The organism is Microcystis aeruginosa FD4, from assembly GCF_009792235.1.
In the GTDB taxonomy this organism is placed as follows: Bacteria; Cyanobacteriota; Cyanobacteriia; order Cyanobacteriales; family Microcystaceae; genus Microcystis; species Microcystis viridis.
Genome location: NZ_CP046973.1, coordinates 3,038,293 through 3,053,692, shown reverse-complemented (window position 1 = coordinate 3,053,692; position 15,400 = coordinate 3,038,293). Strand labels below are relative to the sequence as shown.

At 44.4% G+C, this 15,400-nt stretch carries 10 protein-coding genes and 3 pseudogenes; 6 read left to right on the top strand and 7 right to left on the bottom strand.

Annotated features, from left to right (window positions below; genetic code table 11):
- Positions 1 to 26: 26 nt before the first annotated feature.
- From GQR42_RS15415 to zds, 3 genes and pseudogenes are all read right to left on the bottom strand, one after another.
- Positions 27 to 1,233: pseudogene (locus GQR42_RS15415) on the bottom strand (RNA-guided endonuclease InsQ/TnpB family protein).
- Between the two features lie 253 nt (positions 1,234 to 1,486).
- Positions 1,487 to 2,182 (bottom strand): aldehyde oxygenase (deformylating), encoded by a 696-nt coding sequence (locus tag GQR42_RS15410; RefSeq protein WP_158200627.1) that lies wholly within the window; start codon positions 2,180 to 2,182, stop codon positions 1,487 to 1,489.
- A gap of 172 nt (positions 2,183 to 2,354) precedes the next feature.
- The gene (zds, locus tag GQR42_RS15405) at positions 2,355 to 3,815 is read right to left on the bottom strand and encodes a 9,9'-di-cis-zeta-carotene desaturase (protein ID WP_158200626.1); all 1,461 of its coding nucleotides are present in this window, start codon (positions 3,813 to 3,815) and stop codon (positions 2,355 to 2,357) included.
- 136 nt (positions 3,816 to 3,951) lie between these two features.
- Here zds and GQR42_RS15400 point away from each other — a divergent pair, with 136 nt between their 5' ends.
- Entirely contained in the window at positions 3,952 to 6,390 is a 2,439-nt protein-coding gene (locus tag GQR42_RS15400; protein WP_158200625.1) for a glycosyltransferase family 39 protein, read from the top strand.
- Positions 6,391 to 6,491: 101 nt separating this feature from the next.
- The gene (locus GQR42_RS15395) at positions 6,492 to 6,866 is read left to right on the top strand and encodes a putative quinol monooxygenase (RefSeq protein WP_158200624.1); all 375 of its coding nucleotides are present in this window, start codon (positions 6,492 to 6,494) and stop codon (positions 6,864 to 6,866) included.
- Between the two features lie 179 nt (positions 6,867 to 7,045).
- Here the strand turns inward: GQR42_RS15395 and GQR42_RS15390 are convergent, their stop codons facing one another.
- Together GQR42_RS15390 and GQR42_RS15385 are read right to left on the bottom strand one after the other, a co-directional pair.
- Positions 7,046 to 8,560: an energy transducer TonB gene (locus GQR42_RS15390; RefSeq protein ID WP_158200623.1), complete on the bottom strand. Its 1,515-nt coding sequence runs from the start codon at positions 8,558 to 8,560 to the stop codon at positions 7,046 to 7,048.
- A gap of 708 nt (positions 8,561 to 9,268) precedes the next feature.
- A pseudogene (locus GQR42_RS15385) lies at positions 9,269 to 10,016 on the bottom strand (IS1 family transposase); the annotation flags it as partial.
- Positions 10,017 to 10,426: 410 nt separating this feature from the next.
- Here GQR42_RS15385 and GQR42_RS15380 point away from each other — a divergent pair.
- The 4 genes and pseudogenes from GQR42_RS15380 to GQR42_RS27830 all read left to right on the top strand — a co-directional run bounded on the left by GQR42_RS15380 (position 10,427) and on the right by GQR42_RS27830 (position 12,556).
- A complete protein-coding gene (locus GQR42_RS15380) occupies positions 10,427 to 10,888 on the top strand; it encodes a DUF2996 domain-containing protein (protein ID WP_158200622.1) in 462 nt (153 codons plus the stop codon).
- A gap of 79 nt (positions 10,889 to 10,967) precedes the next feature.
- Positions 10,968 to 11,345, top strand: a complete 378-nt coding sequence (locus tag GQR42_RS15375; RefSeq protein ID WP_149986445.1) for a DUF3110 domain-containing protein — start codon at positions 10,968 to 10,970, stop codon at positions 11,343 to 11,345.
- A gap of 431 nt (positions 11,346 to 11,776) precedes the next feature.
- A pseudogene (locus GQR42_RS15370) lies at positions 11,777 to 11,959 on the top strand (transposase); the annotation flags it as partial.
- A gap of 120 nt (positions 11,960 to 12,079) precedes the next feature.
- Complete coding sequence (locus GQR42_RS27830) at positions 12,080 to 12,556, top strand: hypothetical protein (protein WP_199273369.1); 477 nt, start codon at positions 12,080 to 12,082, stop codon at positions 12,554 to 12,556.
- On the opposite strand, the gene leuC is transcribed toward GQR42_RS27830, so the two are convergent.
- Entirely contained in the window at positions 12,528 to 13,928 is a 1,401-nt protein-coding gene (leuC, locus tag GQR42_RS15360; protein WP_158200621.1) for a 3-isopropylmalate dehydratase large subunit, read from the bottom strand. The genes GQR42_RS27830 and leuC overlap by 29 nt on opposite strands.
- Positions 13,929 to 14,293: 365 nt before the next feature.
- Positions 14,294 to 15,292 (bottom strand): MraY family glycosyltransferase, encoded by a 999-nt coding sequence (locus GQR42_RS15355; protein WP_158200620.1) that lies wholly within the window; start codon positions 15,290 to 15,292, stop codon positions 14,294 to 14,296.
- Positions 15,293 to 15,400 lie beyond the last annotated feature (108 nt).

Below are 15,400 nucleotides of genomic sequence, written 5' to 3'. Positions count from 1 at the left end.
TCGCACTCATGCGAGGGATTCTTGGTTCAACGAGTTTTCTTAATCTGACAGGACTTGTCCAACCAAATCAGAGGAAATCTCTCCCCAAGCGTGAGTTCCGGTATGCCCTACCGTACTTAGTCCCTTTTTGAGAATATTGATAGCGGCGTTAATATCTCTATCTTCTACATAGCCACAATGGGGACAAACATGGGTTCTCGTAGATAGAGATTTAGGTACTTTTTGATCACAATTAGAACAGTTTTGACTGGTGTTATGGGGGGCTACTGCTACCGTAGCCTTACCATATTTAAAACCAAAATATTCTAACCATTGCCGAAAAGTTGACCAAGCCATATCATTGATAGATTTAGCTAGTCTAGAGTTTTTTACCATGCCCTGAATATTTAAGTTTTCGTAAGCGATGAAATCGTTAGATTTAATGACGCGCAATGCCTCTTTTGCGACAAAGCCTTTACGTTGCCTACTTACTCTTAAATGCTTTCTAGCATACCTCTTTCTGGCCCTTTGATAGTTGTTTGATTGGGGTTGACCTTTTCTAAACTTTTTAGATTTTTTCCGATTCAGACGGTTTAATCTTTTTTCTGCCTGGCGATAGTATTGGGGTATTTCTACCGTTTCTCCATCGCTGTTAGCATAGAAAACTTTTAAACCTACATCCAATCCCACACATCTTTTTGTTGGTTCTAGGGGTTTCGCATATTCCCGAATATCAACGCTAAGACAGAATTGGACATAATAACCATCCGCTCGTTTAACAATCCTAACTCGTTTAATTTGGTCGATAGGGTAAAAGTTTAAGTCTCTAGTTCCTTTTAGTTTAACTGTGCCAATATTTTTCTTATCGGTGAAAGTTATTTTCTTTCTATCCTCCGATAGTTTCCAACCAGAGTTTTTGTATTCCACAGAACGATTATTTTTCTGAAACTTAGGATAACCCTTTTTACCTTTTATTTTTTTCTTACAATTGTCATAGAAACGAGCAATAGCTGACCATGCCCGTTCGGCTGATGCTTGTCTAGCCGTAGAATTTAGAGTATCAACAAACTTGAACTGTTTGGCGAGAACTGCACAATATTTATTGAGAGAATATTTATCGATTTTGTCTTCTCTCTTGGCATCCATCCAAAGCCTTAATGCTTTGTTTCTGATGAATTGTACTGTACGAATAGCCTCATCAATGGCAGAACATTGACTTGGTTTGACCACGGCTTTCATTTCTAAGACAATCATTGTTTATCGACCTCAAACAACTATTTTTAGGCTAACGCATCCGCACAAAATTGTCAAGGATTCAATCGTGCTTCGCTTTTTTATACTGGTCGGGTTTCATCCCGTCAGTGAAACTGAGGGTCTTCACCCGACACTTAAGATAAAAATGAGGATATTGCTAAGAAATCGTTAAGACTCTTAAATATAATACACAAAAGAGCCGCTCTGTGTTGAGCGGCAGCAGGGGAAAAAAAGAAATCTCGATGCTCAAGCTTTAGACAGCAGTTAATCCGTAGGCAGACATCCGCATGATATCACGGGTGCTGAAACCAATATTGCTTAACGCTTCCCCGTAGCTAATCATAAAGTCTTCCACGAGGGCCTCTTTTTCCATACCGAGGATGCGAGCATCATCCTCGACTTGATTGAGCATTCTCCAGACAATGGGTAGATTAGTGCGATTTGCCGCTTCTAATTCCTCTTTAGCGGTTTCAAAGTTCGCTTTTAGCCATTCTTCGCCAAAATTGAGATGTAAATATTCGTCTTTAACTACGCCTTCAGTAATTTTACGGGCAAAAGGATCAGCAACGGGAATATAAATATTATAGGCAGCGATCGCAAAAGCTTCGATAATCAAAGATTGGATTAATAAACAGGTGACAACTTTACCTTCTGCGTAGGCAATTTGGAAGTTATTGTGCAGAGAGGAAAAGAATTCTTTGGCATAATCCATGTCAGGAGTGATTTGCAAATTTTGGCCGCAAGCTTGAAAACCTTTCATGTGACGGTTTTCCATTTTTGCCAGACGGTGTAACTCTTCTTTGTGATCGGCGAGGATGTCTGCTAATTGAATATAATTGCTATTGGCCTCGTGTTCGCCTTCAATAACGATGGCATTAATGCGACTATAGGCTGATTTATAGGTTTCGCTGGTGAAATCAAGCTCTAATGGTACAGCAAGCTCTGGCATAAACTCGATTGACTCCTAATTTCTGACGAGATTTTTCCGACATTCTTTCCAGTCTAGGGTAAGCCTTCTAGATGGAGTGATCTTTTTACGAGTCTAGCTTGATCGGTCTTTTTTGTATAGCTTGGCCTGAGGGGCAATCCCTTCTCAAGGGACGAGATTGCCTACTGTTTGCTCAAACCGTGGCTAAAGATTTCCAGCGCTCGGCCTGTTGTAAGATTGCCTTGGCTGCCTGTTTACCGGATAAAGTGGCTCCTTCCATGCTATCAATGTAATCCTGTTGGGTATAACTACCAGCAAGAAAAAAGTTAGCAATAGGAGTCGCTTGCGAGGGACGATAGACATCCATCCCCGGTGCTTCCCGATAGAGACTCTGGGCCAATTTCACCACGCTAAACCAAGTCATCTTTAACTCCCGCGAGGAGGGAAATAACTTATGGACCTGCGCTAAAACCTGCTGGGCAATATCTTCATTTTTAGCTTTAATAAAAGGATCCGCGGGGGTTAAAACTAACTGTAATAAAGAACCTTCTCCGGGGCGATAATAATCCCTAGGACTGGTGAGAGCAAGATCTGCAAAACAGGAAAAATCCGCTTGGTGGGTGTACAAAAGATTGTCAATTCCCACCGCTTTTTGCAGTTGTCGCCGTTTTTCGGCATCATTTAACTCCGTCACCCAACCGTCAAAACGCAATTGTACCGTAGCGACGGGAACGGCTTCTAGTCGGAAAATATTGTCAAAAATCGGCATTTTTCGCCAATCTTGGGGAATAAGACGCTGAATACCGGGGACATCACCAGCGCAAACATAGGCATCTGCGGTGATAGTTTCTGTGGTTTCTCCGTTAGCGACGATCATGCCATTAACTTGCAGATTTTCGCCCTCTCCAGAATAGAGAATTTCCCGCACCTGACGACGGGTAGAGATTTTGGCACCCCGGGCCTCCAGATAGTTAATAATCGGTTTATGCAGGTATTCGTGGGGGGAACCTTCCAACATCCGCAGGACGGAAGCTTCGGTTTTAGCGGCAAAAAATTGGAAAATCGTCAGCATACAACGGGCCGAGATATTTTCCGTATCGATAAATCCTAACGCATAGGCGATCGGATTCCACATTTTTTTTAAACTGCCTTGATTACCACCATGGCTACGAAACCAATCGGCAAAACTAATCGAGTCCAGATCCCGAATCGTTTTCATCGCTCCTTGGAAGTCTATCAGACCGCGGACGATGGGACTTGTACCTAATGCTAGAGAATTAAAGATTTTATCGGCTGCCGAGAGTTGGGAGGAGGTAAAAAAGGCTTTTAAACCGTTAAAAGGCGCACCTGCGGCGAAACGAAAGTCTAATTCGCCGATGTTTCCCCCTTCGTTGATAAAAGTGTGGGTGTGTTCTTTGAGCAGTAGGGATTGAAAAGCGCCCACTTTTTTCATTAACTCAAAAAGATTATAGTAACAGCCAAAAAAGACGTGCAAGCCCATCTCGATGTGATTACCGTCCGCATCTACCCAACTACCGACTTTTCCCCCGACAAAGGGACGAGATTCTAAGATTTCTACTGTACAGCCCGCATCGACCAGATCGATAGCTGTTGCCATTCCCGCTAACCCTGCACCAACGATCACCACTCGCATTTGTCAAGTTCCTGTTACAATTTTTCACTAAATCTTTATTTTACCCGATCGGTCTGGTGTTTCTTGGGGGCGATTTTTTCAGGGGTACTTGAGAGCGTGGCAGAATAATTGAGAGTTGCACTAGGGAGAAGTGATTTTGAAGCGATCGCTAGATGGGAGACAGGAATTAATTATTGTCACTATTATGTGGATATTGGGGATATTAGTCGATAGATTCTGGTTTAGTCTCGATCATACTATTCCAGCTTGGGATCAGGCCGATTATCTCAACGGTGGGATTATCTATACCCAAGCTTTCCAAAATCCGCGCTGGTTTGATGGGGATTGGTGGCGCGGTTTATGGCTAATGTCTCCGAAAATTCCCCCTTTAACCTATCTTTTAACGATTCCCTTCTTTAATCTCTTTGGTATTAGCCTTAACGCGGGTATGTGGGTAATGGCCATCTATAGCGCCCTACTGCTCTTTTCTGTGTACGGATTGGGAATTATCCTCTTTAATGGAACTGTAGCACTCTGGGCGGTCTTAATCTGTCAATTTCTCCCCGGTTTATACTATTATCGCCTTGAATATCTCTTAGATTTTCCCTTAGCGGCAATTGTAACGTTTTCTTACTTCTGCTTGACATGGTGGCGATTTAGTGGGCAGGGCTGGCTAAAAGCGATCGCTTTGGGGATTTCTTTCGGTTTAGGGATGTTAGTCAAACAAACCGCCCTATTTTTCCTCTTTTTGCCGATTTTGTGGGTATTGGGCGAAAATCTCTGGCGAAAACGTTGGGGTAATCTAGCGCAATTAATGCTGAGTTTTTTGACGGCAGCATTGTTAATGTTTCCCTGGTATCGGACGAATTGGTTATTAATGTTAACTGCGGGCAAACGTGCCACGGTAGATTCGGCGATTTTGGAGGGAGATCCCCCTCTTACCAGTCCAGACGCATGGACATTTTACGCCCAAGTTTTACCCTATTTTCTTTCTTGGGTGTTGTTATTAGTTCCCCTGGTGGGATTATTAATCTCCTTACGCCATAGAAAAACCGAAGATAAGGTTAATCGTCCTGTGTGGATTTGGTTAGGAGTTTTTCTGCTGGGGGGATACCTATTATCATCCCTCAATATCAATAAAGATGCTCGTTATATTTTGCCGCTTTTACCGACTTTATCCTTAATTTTATCCGTTGGTTTATTATCTTGGCGCGGTCGTTTTGCCCCCAGTATCCGTTGGGGAACGATAACTATTGCCGCTATCCTCACCAGCTTAAATTTATTCCCCTTGGGGGGAGATATAATTACTAACGTTTTCAGTCCCGAATTACAACACCATCCCTATTTAAAAACTGGTTGGCAGCACGAAGAAGTAGTTAAAGAGATTCTAGCCGATTCTCCCTATCTTCGCAGTACCCTAGGGGTTTTACCTTCCACCCCCGAATTAAATCAACATACCTTCTCTTTCTACGGTGGTAAACATAATTCCCAGGTTGCTGGGAGACAGGTGGGAGTTAGGGAAGAAGATATAGAAAAGGATGTCAATTCTTTAGATTGGTTTTTAACTAAAACTGGTGAACAGGGTTCCGTCCCCGATGTCCAGAAAAAAATTGTTAATCGAGTCGCCACTGGGCTAGATTTCCAAGTAGAGAAAACTTGGCAGCTACCGGATGATAGCACCCTGTCCCTACACAGTAAAATCTCCCCCTCCGTCACGGTTAAACCCCTTGAAAATGGGTCAAAACAGGTGGAATTAAGAGAGATTGCCATTGCTGAAAAAGCCTCTCCTAATCAACCCATTCCCGTGGTTTACAAATGGGCAGGAGACTGGCAACAATTAAAGTCAGGGATAGTAATTTTAACTTGGCAAGAAGTGGACGGTAAGGATTATTGGATGCACGATCACGGTATTGCTATGGGGGGATTAATGGCAGAAAAATTAACTCCAGAAGAGCAACAAAAGGGTTTTGAAGTTACTGAAAAAACCGCCATGCAGTCGGCAGCAACCCCCGGAGTTTATCGCTTATCTGCTGTCTATCTCAATCGGGAAACTGGCGAAACCTATCCGATTAAAACTAATGCTGAAATTACCATCGATCCTCAAGTTGCCAATTTAGCAACGCCCCAATTAGATTTAGTGACCCAATTGCGCTTAAAGTCTGCTAATATTGGGCAAGGATTAACGGGTATTGAACCAATTTTTGAGTTAACTAATCGTATCAATCAATACGATTTGATTCAGGATTATGTGCTGCAAGCAGACAAGGTCTTTTCCTATCGTTTACAGCAACAAAATCCCCCCGATAAATTATCTTTAGCCTACGGATTAGCAATTTCTAAGGTACTACAACAGGATGTGGCAGGGGCCATAAAAGCCACGGAGGAAATGATTAAAATTGACCCCTATAATCCCTATCATTATGCTTATCAAGGTTTTATTTATCTCTACGATTGGCAACCGCAAGCAGCCCAAAAAGTCTTAGATAAAGCTAGACAATTAAATCCCGATAGTGAGGAAATTAAGACTTTAAATGCAGTGGCTGCCTTGATGGGGGGAAATCTCGTTAAAGCTTGGCAATTATGGCAGTCAAATTAAAATAGAGTGGGAGATGGGGAAAAGGGAGGCTTACAAGGCTTCACCCCAACCTACGTTCATCTTATATTTAATTCCACCCACCTACCTAAAAGGAGAATCTGATGTTCAAACTCGATACTTGCTGTACCCTCGTACCCTACTTTGAAGTACCAGAAGGAAAAATTGCTGCGTTTAAGGAACTAGGACCCAAGTTCGTTGAGAGAACCCGCACCGAAGATGGCTGTATCCATTATGCTTTTTCCTTTAGCGGCAATATTGTTCATTGCCGCGAGGGTTACGTCGATGCCTCCGCAGTTCTTGCTCACCTGCAAAACGTTGGGGAACTGTTAGACGAAGTTCTCAAAATCGCCAAGATTATTCGCCTAGAAGTTCACGCTCCCGCTGCCGAAATTGAAAAGCTGCGAGAGCCGTTGGCTTCTCTTAACCCTCAGTTCTTCATTCTCGACGAAGGTATTCGCCGCACCAGCGAAGCTTAATCAATTAGCCTGATTATCCCCCATTATCCCTAGATTCTGGCCTCTTCTCTGAAAGAAACAAAAAAGCACCCCCTCGCGGGAGTGCCTTTTCGTTCAGGTGTAGGGTGTAGGGTGTGGGGAGTTTTCTCAGTGAACTGATAACTGATAACTGATAACTGATAACTGAAAAGGCTGACGGCCTAACTTTCTGGTTCAACTTTAGCTTCCGCCGGCGGACCGGGGGGCAAGGCTTCCTCGCTCAGGGGTTGAGGATTTTGGCTAGTGGGGGGACTAGCGGGGGAAACCTCCGGCTGATTGAGAGCGGGGGGTTGGGGAGGAGTTTCCGGGGCTTTTTCCTCGATTATCGCTTCTTTGGGCGGTTCTGGCTGGGTTTGCGGTGGATTTGGCCCTGTGGTTGCGGGCGGCTTGACGTTATCCGGTTGGGGACTAACGGCGGGCTGCGGCGGTTGATTAGGACGAAGCGGGGTTTCAATTGCCGGCGTTACGGGGGGAGAGTTACGGGTATTGAGGTTACTACCGTCTGGTGGCGGGGGATTAGCGATCGCGCCTCGGCACACTTCCGGGTTAGGGGCAAAACTGACTTGCACACGATAGCTTCTCGACTCACCACTGGGATTTTTTAAACTAATTGATCTCACTTCCCTAGCTGCCTGTTGATTGAAAATCGGGAAGCCAGCACTTTTAATTAACTGGGGTTCACTGCTGAGGCGGCCTTGACCATCCACCGTCACCCCATAAACCGCCGTCCCCGCTAATTGACGGGAACAAGCCGCAGCGGGATAATTACCGGTCAAATTGACGGTAGTTATGCCTCCGCTGCCCTGATTCGGCTGATTTAGTTCATTTAAGGCATTGGGATTAGTTTTTTGGACTCTGGCCAGCCAATCCACCAGATTTCTCCTGGCCTCATCGTTACTGGTATTACTTTTATCCGCCTCCAGGGAGCGCAAACGTTCCTGCATTTCCCACCTTAATTGTTGACGACGCTGTTCATCGAGGGGCGATTGACCATTCGGCTCCGACGTGCGGGCCAAGGAATTGTTTAATTGTTCCTGCGCCTGTTGCGATGCACTACGGGGCGAATTTCGCAATCTATCTAAAGTTAGATTATCTTGGTAGGGGTCGAAGTAAGGCGGTATCCGGTTGTTATTAGTCTCCCTAGGCAGATTATTATTGTCCGGCAGGGTGGGAACAGAAGGAGGACTAGGTAAACTGGGGGTAGAAGTGGGAAAATTGCGAGGAACCGGTAATCTCCCCAGGGAGGGGATAGATGCCACGGGAGGAGAATAGATATTGACGGAGGGTAAAGAGGAGAGGGGAGGTAAAGCAGGTAAGGAAGGTAAAGGGGGAAGGGAAGAAACCGAGGGTAAAGGAGGTAAGGTGCTGTTATAGACACCATCCATGGGGGGGAGAGGAGGCAAAGAGGAAGAAGACGAATTGGGGTTAGGCAGTTCCGGTAAGCTGGACAGGGAGGGGTCGAGATTGGGAAGACGTGACTGCTCTAGAGGGTTCAATTCAATCAGATTGACGTTGCGTAACTCCTTTTTTGGCTCCTGCACTGGATTATTGAGGAAATTAGGTAAGATAATCGCCAAAAGCAGGGCATGAATACCAAGAGAAGCGGCGAACGAGAGATTATTAGAGTTAATTAGTTTATTTTCTTCGGTTTCTAGACCAAAATAGGAGGATGTCATAATGTTAGTTAATTGAGCAGAGCCTGGAGGGGAAAAGTTAACTCTATTCTAATCGTCAGGGCGATTTTTTTTCTTGAGGGCAGGGAATTAGGCTGTTGACTATCTAAATTACTCGTTAAGACTGCACCGGAGTTGGGAGAGCCGGAGAGGAAGTTCGAGCATTTGTACTAAAACACTTAATACCTAGTTTAAATGCAGTACAGCTTAATTGATGTCAGAACCCCGGCTCTTCTGGTTTTTGTGTGGAAGGAAGAAGAATAGGGATAATTTTCCAGAAATATAGTCTTTAAAGTCTTGTCTGGCAAGACTCCTACGAATGATAAGCACTGATTATCACACAAAGTCGAGGAGAGCCCCTTCTTTTCAACCTTTTTTGAGAATACTTTGGTAAAAGACGGATTCTTTCAAGATGTCCCCCCCGCAATAGTGAGGGAAGTGAACGAGGGGAGTGGGAAGTGGAGAGTGGGAAGTATTTTCAGTGAACAGTGAACAGTAAACAGTAATCAGTGAACTGAAAACTCACAACTGATACCATTTTTCTTTATTCGTAGCAGCCATAACCGGGTGCATCTCCTATTGGTGATTTTCTCTCGCTTAGGGTGAGCAGCAGAAGTTGTTCAAAGAGGGCGAATGCAATTCGCCCCTACAATAATAAACCTCGGTGGTGATTCGGTAGTAGTGATGGCGGCTTAATCCTTTGCTTTGCTGTGCATTGTAGTCATGGATAAAATACCAAAGGGCTCCCCAACGTGATTCTCCATTTTTTTAGAGAAAGATAGACTCTCTCTCACCAGCCGAGAAATCCTTTGTCGACAGGTATTATTTAATCTTTCAATAGGATTAGTTTGACCAGTTTCTTTTCCGACCGGTCGATGACGTTTACTAGGAATTACTGTCTTATAGGACTCCCAAAAGTCTGTGTAAGCAACCGCACATTGTCGGTAAACACCTGGTAAACTGGCCCCAAAGTTTTTTGGCTGATTGACGACTCCTATCTCCGCGCATAGCAACCAATAATTTCTCTTGTCTTTCTATCAATTAACCGCCAAATATAAACTTTTATCGTCTTAGAAAAAACAAAAGACCACATCTCATCACATTCTCTAACCAATTTACCTTTTGGTTTGTCCGAAACCTTTATTTGACGGGGGACAGCCGCCAGTTTATTGTTGACATAATTTTGTAACCATGACCAACTTACTCCTGTTACTCTAGCAATTACTCGTAAAGAAATTCGTTCAAGCAAGAGTTGATCAATTAATTGTTTGGTTTCGTCAGAGACGGTTTTATTAGTGGGATTGATCACAAACGGTTGACCACATTCTTTACATTGACGTTTGGGTTTTCCCTTATGAATAGAACCATTCTTGATAGTATGGTGAGAACCAGAATTAGGACAGGGGAACGGAGGTGAACTAGGGGGGGTACTTTGTTCGGTGCTAGACTGATATTTCAGTAAGCCAGACAGGAGCCAGAAAAAGATATTTATCAGAAAAGTCATGAGCAAGCTAGAGGTTTAAAGACTGAGCGGGTTCCAATTATTTTTATTAATAAATATTTTACACAATTCATACCAGGTAAGCAAGAGAGCTACGCCACTACTACCGAATCATTACCTCGGTAAAACCCTACACCCCACACCCCACACCCTGCCCCCACGAAAAACTTTTTGCCGCAAACCCTACCTAGTTTCTAACCTTCTTTTTAGGTAGGAGAATTGCCAGATTCTATCTTTTGCATGAGTGCCTGTTGCCCCTTGCCTTCAGAAGTTGATAACTGATTCAAGGCTGACGGCTAAAAAGCTGATAACTGATAACCCGGGAGAAAATATAATTGTAGCTACTTACCCATTCCTGATTAATTCCTATGGCAGAAGAAATCACCACCCCCGCAACTCCGGCAGCAGCAGCGGCAAAACTGGCTCAACCTGCGGCTGCCAAAAAGCCCAAGGAGCCTACCGTCGAAGAAAAACCCTTGGCGGAATTTATTGAGCGGCATTTTCAGCCCGCACTGGCGGCAGCCTTGCAAAAGCTCGGTATAACTGATACGAAGCTATCCTTTAAACAGGATAAAATTCCTGTGCAGGGCCTTTCTAGCTCTCCCTGTTGGCAGTTAACCGGCAATTGGCTCGATGGAATGCGTCAATTTAGCATTTATTTTCTCGAAGAAGACATCAATGGTAAAAAAGCTTTTTCGCAAGCTGAGGGCGGTGCTCAACCTAGTACCCTTGAGTCATTTATGATCGATGAAAGGAAAGTTAGTCTTGATTTACTGTTGTTTTACACCCTGCAACGGCTTAACGGTCAAAAGTGGTTGACTAGAAACTAAAATTGCTGAGGATTAGCGATCGAGAAGGGGGGTAAAATGAGCATAGACTACCACTGCTTATCGATCGCTAATAGTAACTATGCGTGTATTTGTACTACTTTTTAACGCGGGTACGGAAAACGAAGGTATCCATACGATTCAAATGGGAGCTATCAATAAGGTGTTGATGTTTGAATCAGAAGATGATGCCACCCGTTATGCGCTGCTGTTAGAGGCACAGGATTTTCCGACTCCCACGGTAGAGAAAATTGATTCGGAGGAAGTGGAGGAATTTTGTCGCGGCGCCGGCTATCAAGCGGAAATGATTGAAGCGGGTATGTTGGTAATTCCCCCCGAAAGCAATGCCTCAGAGTTGGATTGGCAAAAAGAGGAAGTCCCCCCCGCCGAGGAGGAGTTTTCCGAGATTCCCGATGCGGAATTAGACAGCATCCGTCGTCGTCTAGAAGGACTTTTGTAATAAACCTCTTGTAAAAATCGAAAATTGTCCTGCTTGGTTAGGAGACAGGCTTCGGCCGTGAGATCAGCCGAACGGAGACAGTAGCCAGTAGTCAGGAGTTCGGAGTCAGAAGACAGGATAATAAATCAACGTTGTTCCCTGTTCCCCGTTCCCTGTTCCCCGTTCCCTGTTCACTGATCACTCTCCAGAAACTTAACTCGGGTCTGCTGAATCAAGCTAAAAACCTTATAGGGAAAGGCTTTTAGCTTGATTGAGAGTCGCTCAGGTGCAAGGAAATCTGCTAAAATCGCTTAAAACCCTTGCACTTTCCTTGGCTAGTACCAATGTACCGCAGAGTCGAGCTAACCCCAACCTCACCAGAAAACTTCGAGTTTCCCTCGGAGGGGAAATTATCCCCAGACAATCGTTGGGTTATCATGGCCAATCTAATTCGATTTAGCCTCAATCGCGTGATGGCAAAACTTCCCTCAACATCGGAAACAGCCATTGCTATTACTTTTTTAGTTATCAATCTTTCCACCCTGCTTCGGCAGGTTTTTTGGGCTTTTTTATGTCTGAAATGGAAAAACAGCACTTTTTTTCGGTCAATGATTAGAATAAGTTATAATTTATAGATTAATCAACAACTAAAGCTTATGCTTGTGGCTAAGTGAAATCATTGATTAAGAGACCTGTACTTTTCAATAACTTTTTCAGCAAACCCTATGTAGTTTTATTGCAAAAAAAAAGTTTTTTTGACAAAAAGCACAAAGTATGATAGGAAACCAAGGTATTTCTGGTTGCGAGTAATTATTGTAGAGAAGGGAGAGGGAAGTGGGGAAGTGGGGAAGTGGGGAAGTGGGGAAGTGGGGAAGTGGGGAAGTGGGGAAGTGGGGAAGTGGGGAAGTGGGGAAGTGGGGAAGTGGGGAAGTGGGGAAGTGGGGAAGTGGGGAAGTGGGGAAGTGGGGAAGTGGGGAAGTGGGGAAGTGGGGAAGTGGGGAAGTGGGGAAGTGGGGAAGTGGGGAAGTGGGGAAGTGGGGAAGTGGGGAAGTGGGGAAGTGGGGAAGCTGTCTCATCACCCTATCACCCCAAAACCCTATCACCCCAAAACCCTATCACCCTATCACCCCAAAACCCTATCACCCCAAAACCCTATCACCCTATCTCCTCACTCCACCAACAAACTTTTTCAGCAAACCCTATTTAATTTAATAACTCCCTTGGATCGGTGACTTCCCCTTTAATTGCTGCCGCTACCACCATCGCCGGACTCATCAACAAAGTACGCCCGGAAGCGGAACCTTGACGACCTTTAAAATTACGATTGGAGGAGGAGGCGCTGATCTGATCTCCCTGCAATTTATCGGGATTCATGGCTAAACACATAGAACAGCCAGCCTCGCGCCATTCAAAGCCCGATGCTAGGAAAATTTGGTCTAATCCTTCCGCTTCCGCCTGTTTTTTGACTCTTTCGGAACCGGGGACGATAAAAGCTTTCACATTGGGGGCAACACGATGACCTTGGGCAAATTTGGCCGCTTCGCGCAGATCACTGATCCGGCCGTTAGTACAGCTACCGACGAAGCAGACATCGATTTTTGTGCCTTTAATCGGGGTGCCGGGGGTAAGTTTCATGTATTGATAGGCTTCCTCTGCGATCGCTCTTTCACTTTCTGGTAAAGTATCGGGGGTGGGAATGACTTCGTTAACCCCGATTCCTTGGCCCGGAGTGATCCCCCAAGTAACTGTGGGTTCGATTTCGCCAGCATCAAAGACCACCACATCGTCATAAACCGCATCGGCATCGCTTTTAATGCTTTCCCACCAATTAACCGCACTTTCCCAGTCTTTAGGCGCAAAATCACGACCTTTGAGGTAATCGTAGGTGATTTGATCGGGGTTGATATAACCACATCGGGCCCCACCTTCGATCGCCATGTTACAAATCGTCATTCTTTCTTCCATGGACATCCGTTCAATTGTACTACCAGCGTACTCGTAGGCGTAACCCACACCGCCTTTAACGCCTAATTGACGGATAATATGGAGAATTACATCTTTAGCATAGACCCCGGGGTTTAAATCGCCGTTTACCTCCACTCGACGCACTTTTAATTTCGATAGGGATAGGGTTTGGGTAGCAAGAACATCGCGTACTTGGGAAGTGCCGATACCAAAAGCGATCGCCCCAAAAGCGCCATGGGTGGAGGTGTGGGAATCACCACAGGCGATCGTCATACCCGGTTGGGTTAGGCCCTGTTCGGGAGCGATCACATGAACTATGCCCTGATTGCCGGAACCGATGCCGTAGAAAGGAATATGATTGGTTTGAACATTAGTTTCGATCGCCCGGATCATTTCCTCGGCCAAATCGTCAAGGAAAGGACGCGCCTGATTTTCGGTGGGGACGATGTGATCGACGGTGGCAATAGTCCGTCTGGGAAATAATACTTTTAAACCCCTTTCTCTTAGCATCGAAAAAGCTTGCGGACTGGTGACTTCATGCACTAGATGCAGTCCGATAAATAATTGTGTCTGTCCACTGGGAAGAATCTTAACCGTGTGTGCGTCCCAGACTTTATCGAATAACGTTCTTGCGCTCATTGACCTTGTAATGATAGTCATCTCCCTAATCATATCAGCTAACCCTGGTCAATAAATATTAATTTTTTCTTTTCTCTTGGTTAGTAGGGATAATAGGTGAATTGCGCTGTTTTTGCCAGCTTAAAACCATCAGTTTTTGAGTGAAATAAAATACTTTCTAGGAGAGTGGGAAGTGGGGGAACAATCCATTTAAAAACTGATTTGGTATAAGCAAAACAAATCGGCGAACATATAACTAGCTATTTTTGCCCGGCAGCGCAGGATACACAGAATAAAAATCGTTGATGAATGGGAAATAAGATTATTGTAGGGGCGAATGCAATTCGCCCTGTTTTAATAACCCCTCAGTCCATAGCAAAAAATTTTTATTCTTTTCTTATCACTGATAAATTATGCTCGCTAACTTTCCTGTTCAGATAAATTTCTCCGAGAACAATTAATGCTATAATCAGAGGTAAACTCAGCCATGCTCCTAGGATTCCTAAGTAGTTAATACTAAGAGCAATCAGGAGAGTTATCCCCATATAAATAATTGCTACTTGTGGATGAGACAAGCCAGATTTTTGTAATCTTTGATAAAGGTGACTGCGGTGAGCTTGGAAGATATTTTCCTTTTTTAATAATCGACAAATCAGGGTATAAATAGCATCACCAATCAGAGGTAAAGTGATAGTTAAAGCTGACCAAGCTTGACTTTGATTGCCCTGGTTATTAAGTAAAACCATAGCGACAATTGCCCCTAGACTGGTGCTACCCACATCGCCCATAAAAATTTTCGCTGGCGACCAATTCCAGAGGAGAAAACCGCCTAAAGCTGCCACTAAAAGCCATAAAATTGGTTGCTGAAAATAGAGAGCGAGAAATCCTAATTGTACCGCCGTACAGCCAGCCACAAAGCCATCGAGACCATCCATAAAATTATAAAAGTTAATGATCGCAGTCAGGCCGATAATTGTGAGAATAACAGCTAAAATTTTGCCGCCAAAACCTAAATCTAATAGCCAAGATTGGGGAAAAGCACCGAAAAAAGTGACCGCAATACTAGCGGAGGATAACTGCACTAAATAGCGAATACTAGAGGGAATACCGCGACGATCATCGAGAAGGCCGATAATAATTAAAGGAGTCAGGGACAACCACAGGGGAATAAGAGGTAGGGAAGGAGGAAGGAGAAAAAAACTGAGGCCGCTAGTCAGAGCAAAAGCGACGACAAAACCGAGTCCACCCCCCCTAGGTGTGGGTTGACTATGGCTGCTACGCTCATTGGGAATATCTAACAATTGTTGACTAAAACGTTGTTTAATCAGGGCAACCACCAGAAAACTAATCAGAAAACTGATGACTGACAGTAGGGATAATAACATAAGGATTTTTGCGCTCAGATTAATTATCGATCCTACGTTGTTCGGTGACAAAAAGTGCCAATTCAAAAGCAAAGGTGCTTCGGCGTTTGGGGGATATGAGCAGCAATT

What these genes read in the sequence shown, in the direction of transcription:
- GQR42_RS15410 (WP_158200627.1), bottom strand. Translation starts at nt 2,182, where the DNA reads ATGCCAGAGCTTGCTGTACCATTAGAGCTTGATTTCACCAGCGAAACC.
- zds (WP_158200626.1), bottom strand. Translation starts at nt 3,815, where the DNA reads ATGCGAGTGGTGATCGTTGGTGCAGGGTTAGCGGGAATGGCAACAGCT.
- GQR42_RS15395 (WP_158200624.1), top strand. Translation starts at nt 6,492, where the DNA reads ATGTTCAAACTCGATACTTGCTGTACCCTCGTACCCTACTTTGAAGTA.
- GQR42_RS15390 (WP_158200623.1), bottom strand. Translation starts at nt 8,560, where the DNA reads ATGACATCCTCCTATTTTGGTCTAGAAACCGAAGAAAATAAACTAATT.
- GQR42_RS15380 (WP_158200622.1), top strand. Translation starts at nt 10,427, where the DNA reads ATGGCAGAAGAAATCACCACCCCCGCAACTCCGGCAGCAGCAGCGGCA.
- GQR42_RS15375 (WP_149986445.1), top strand. Translation starts at nt 10,968, where the DNA reads ATGCGTGTATTTGTACTACTTTTTAACGCGGGTACGGAAAACGAAGGT.
- leuC (WP_158200621.1), bottom strand. Translation starts at nt 13,928, where the DNA reads ATGAGCGCAAGAACGTTATTCGATAAAGTCTGGGACGCACACACGGTT.
- GQR42_RS15355 (WP_158200620.1), bottom strand. Translation starts at nt 15,292, where the DNA reads ATGTTATTATCCCTACTGTCAGTCATCAGTTTTCTGATTAGTTTTCTG.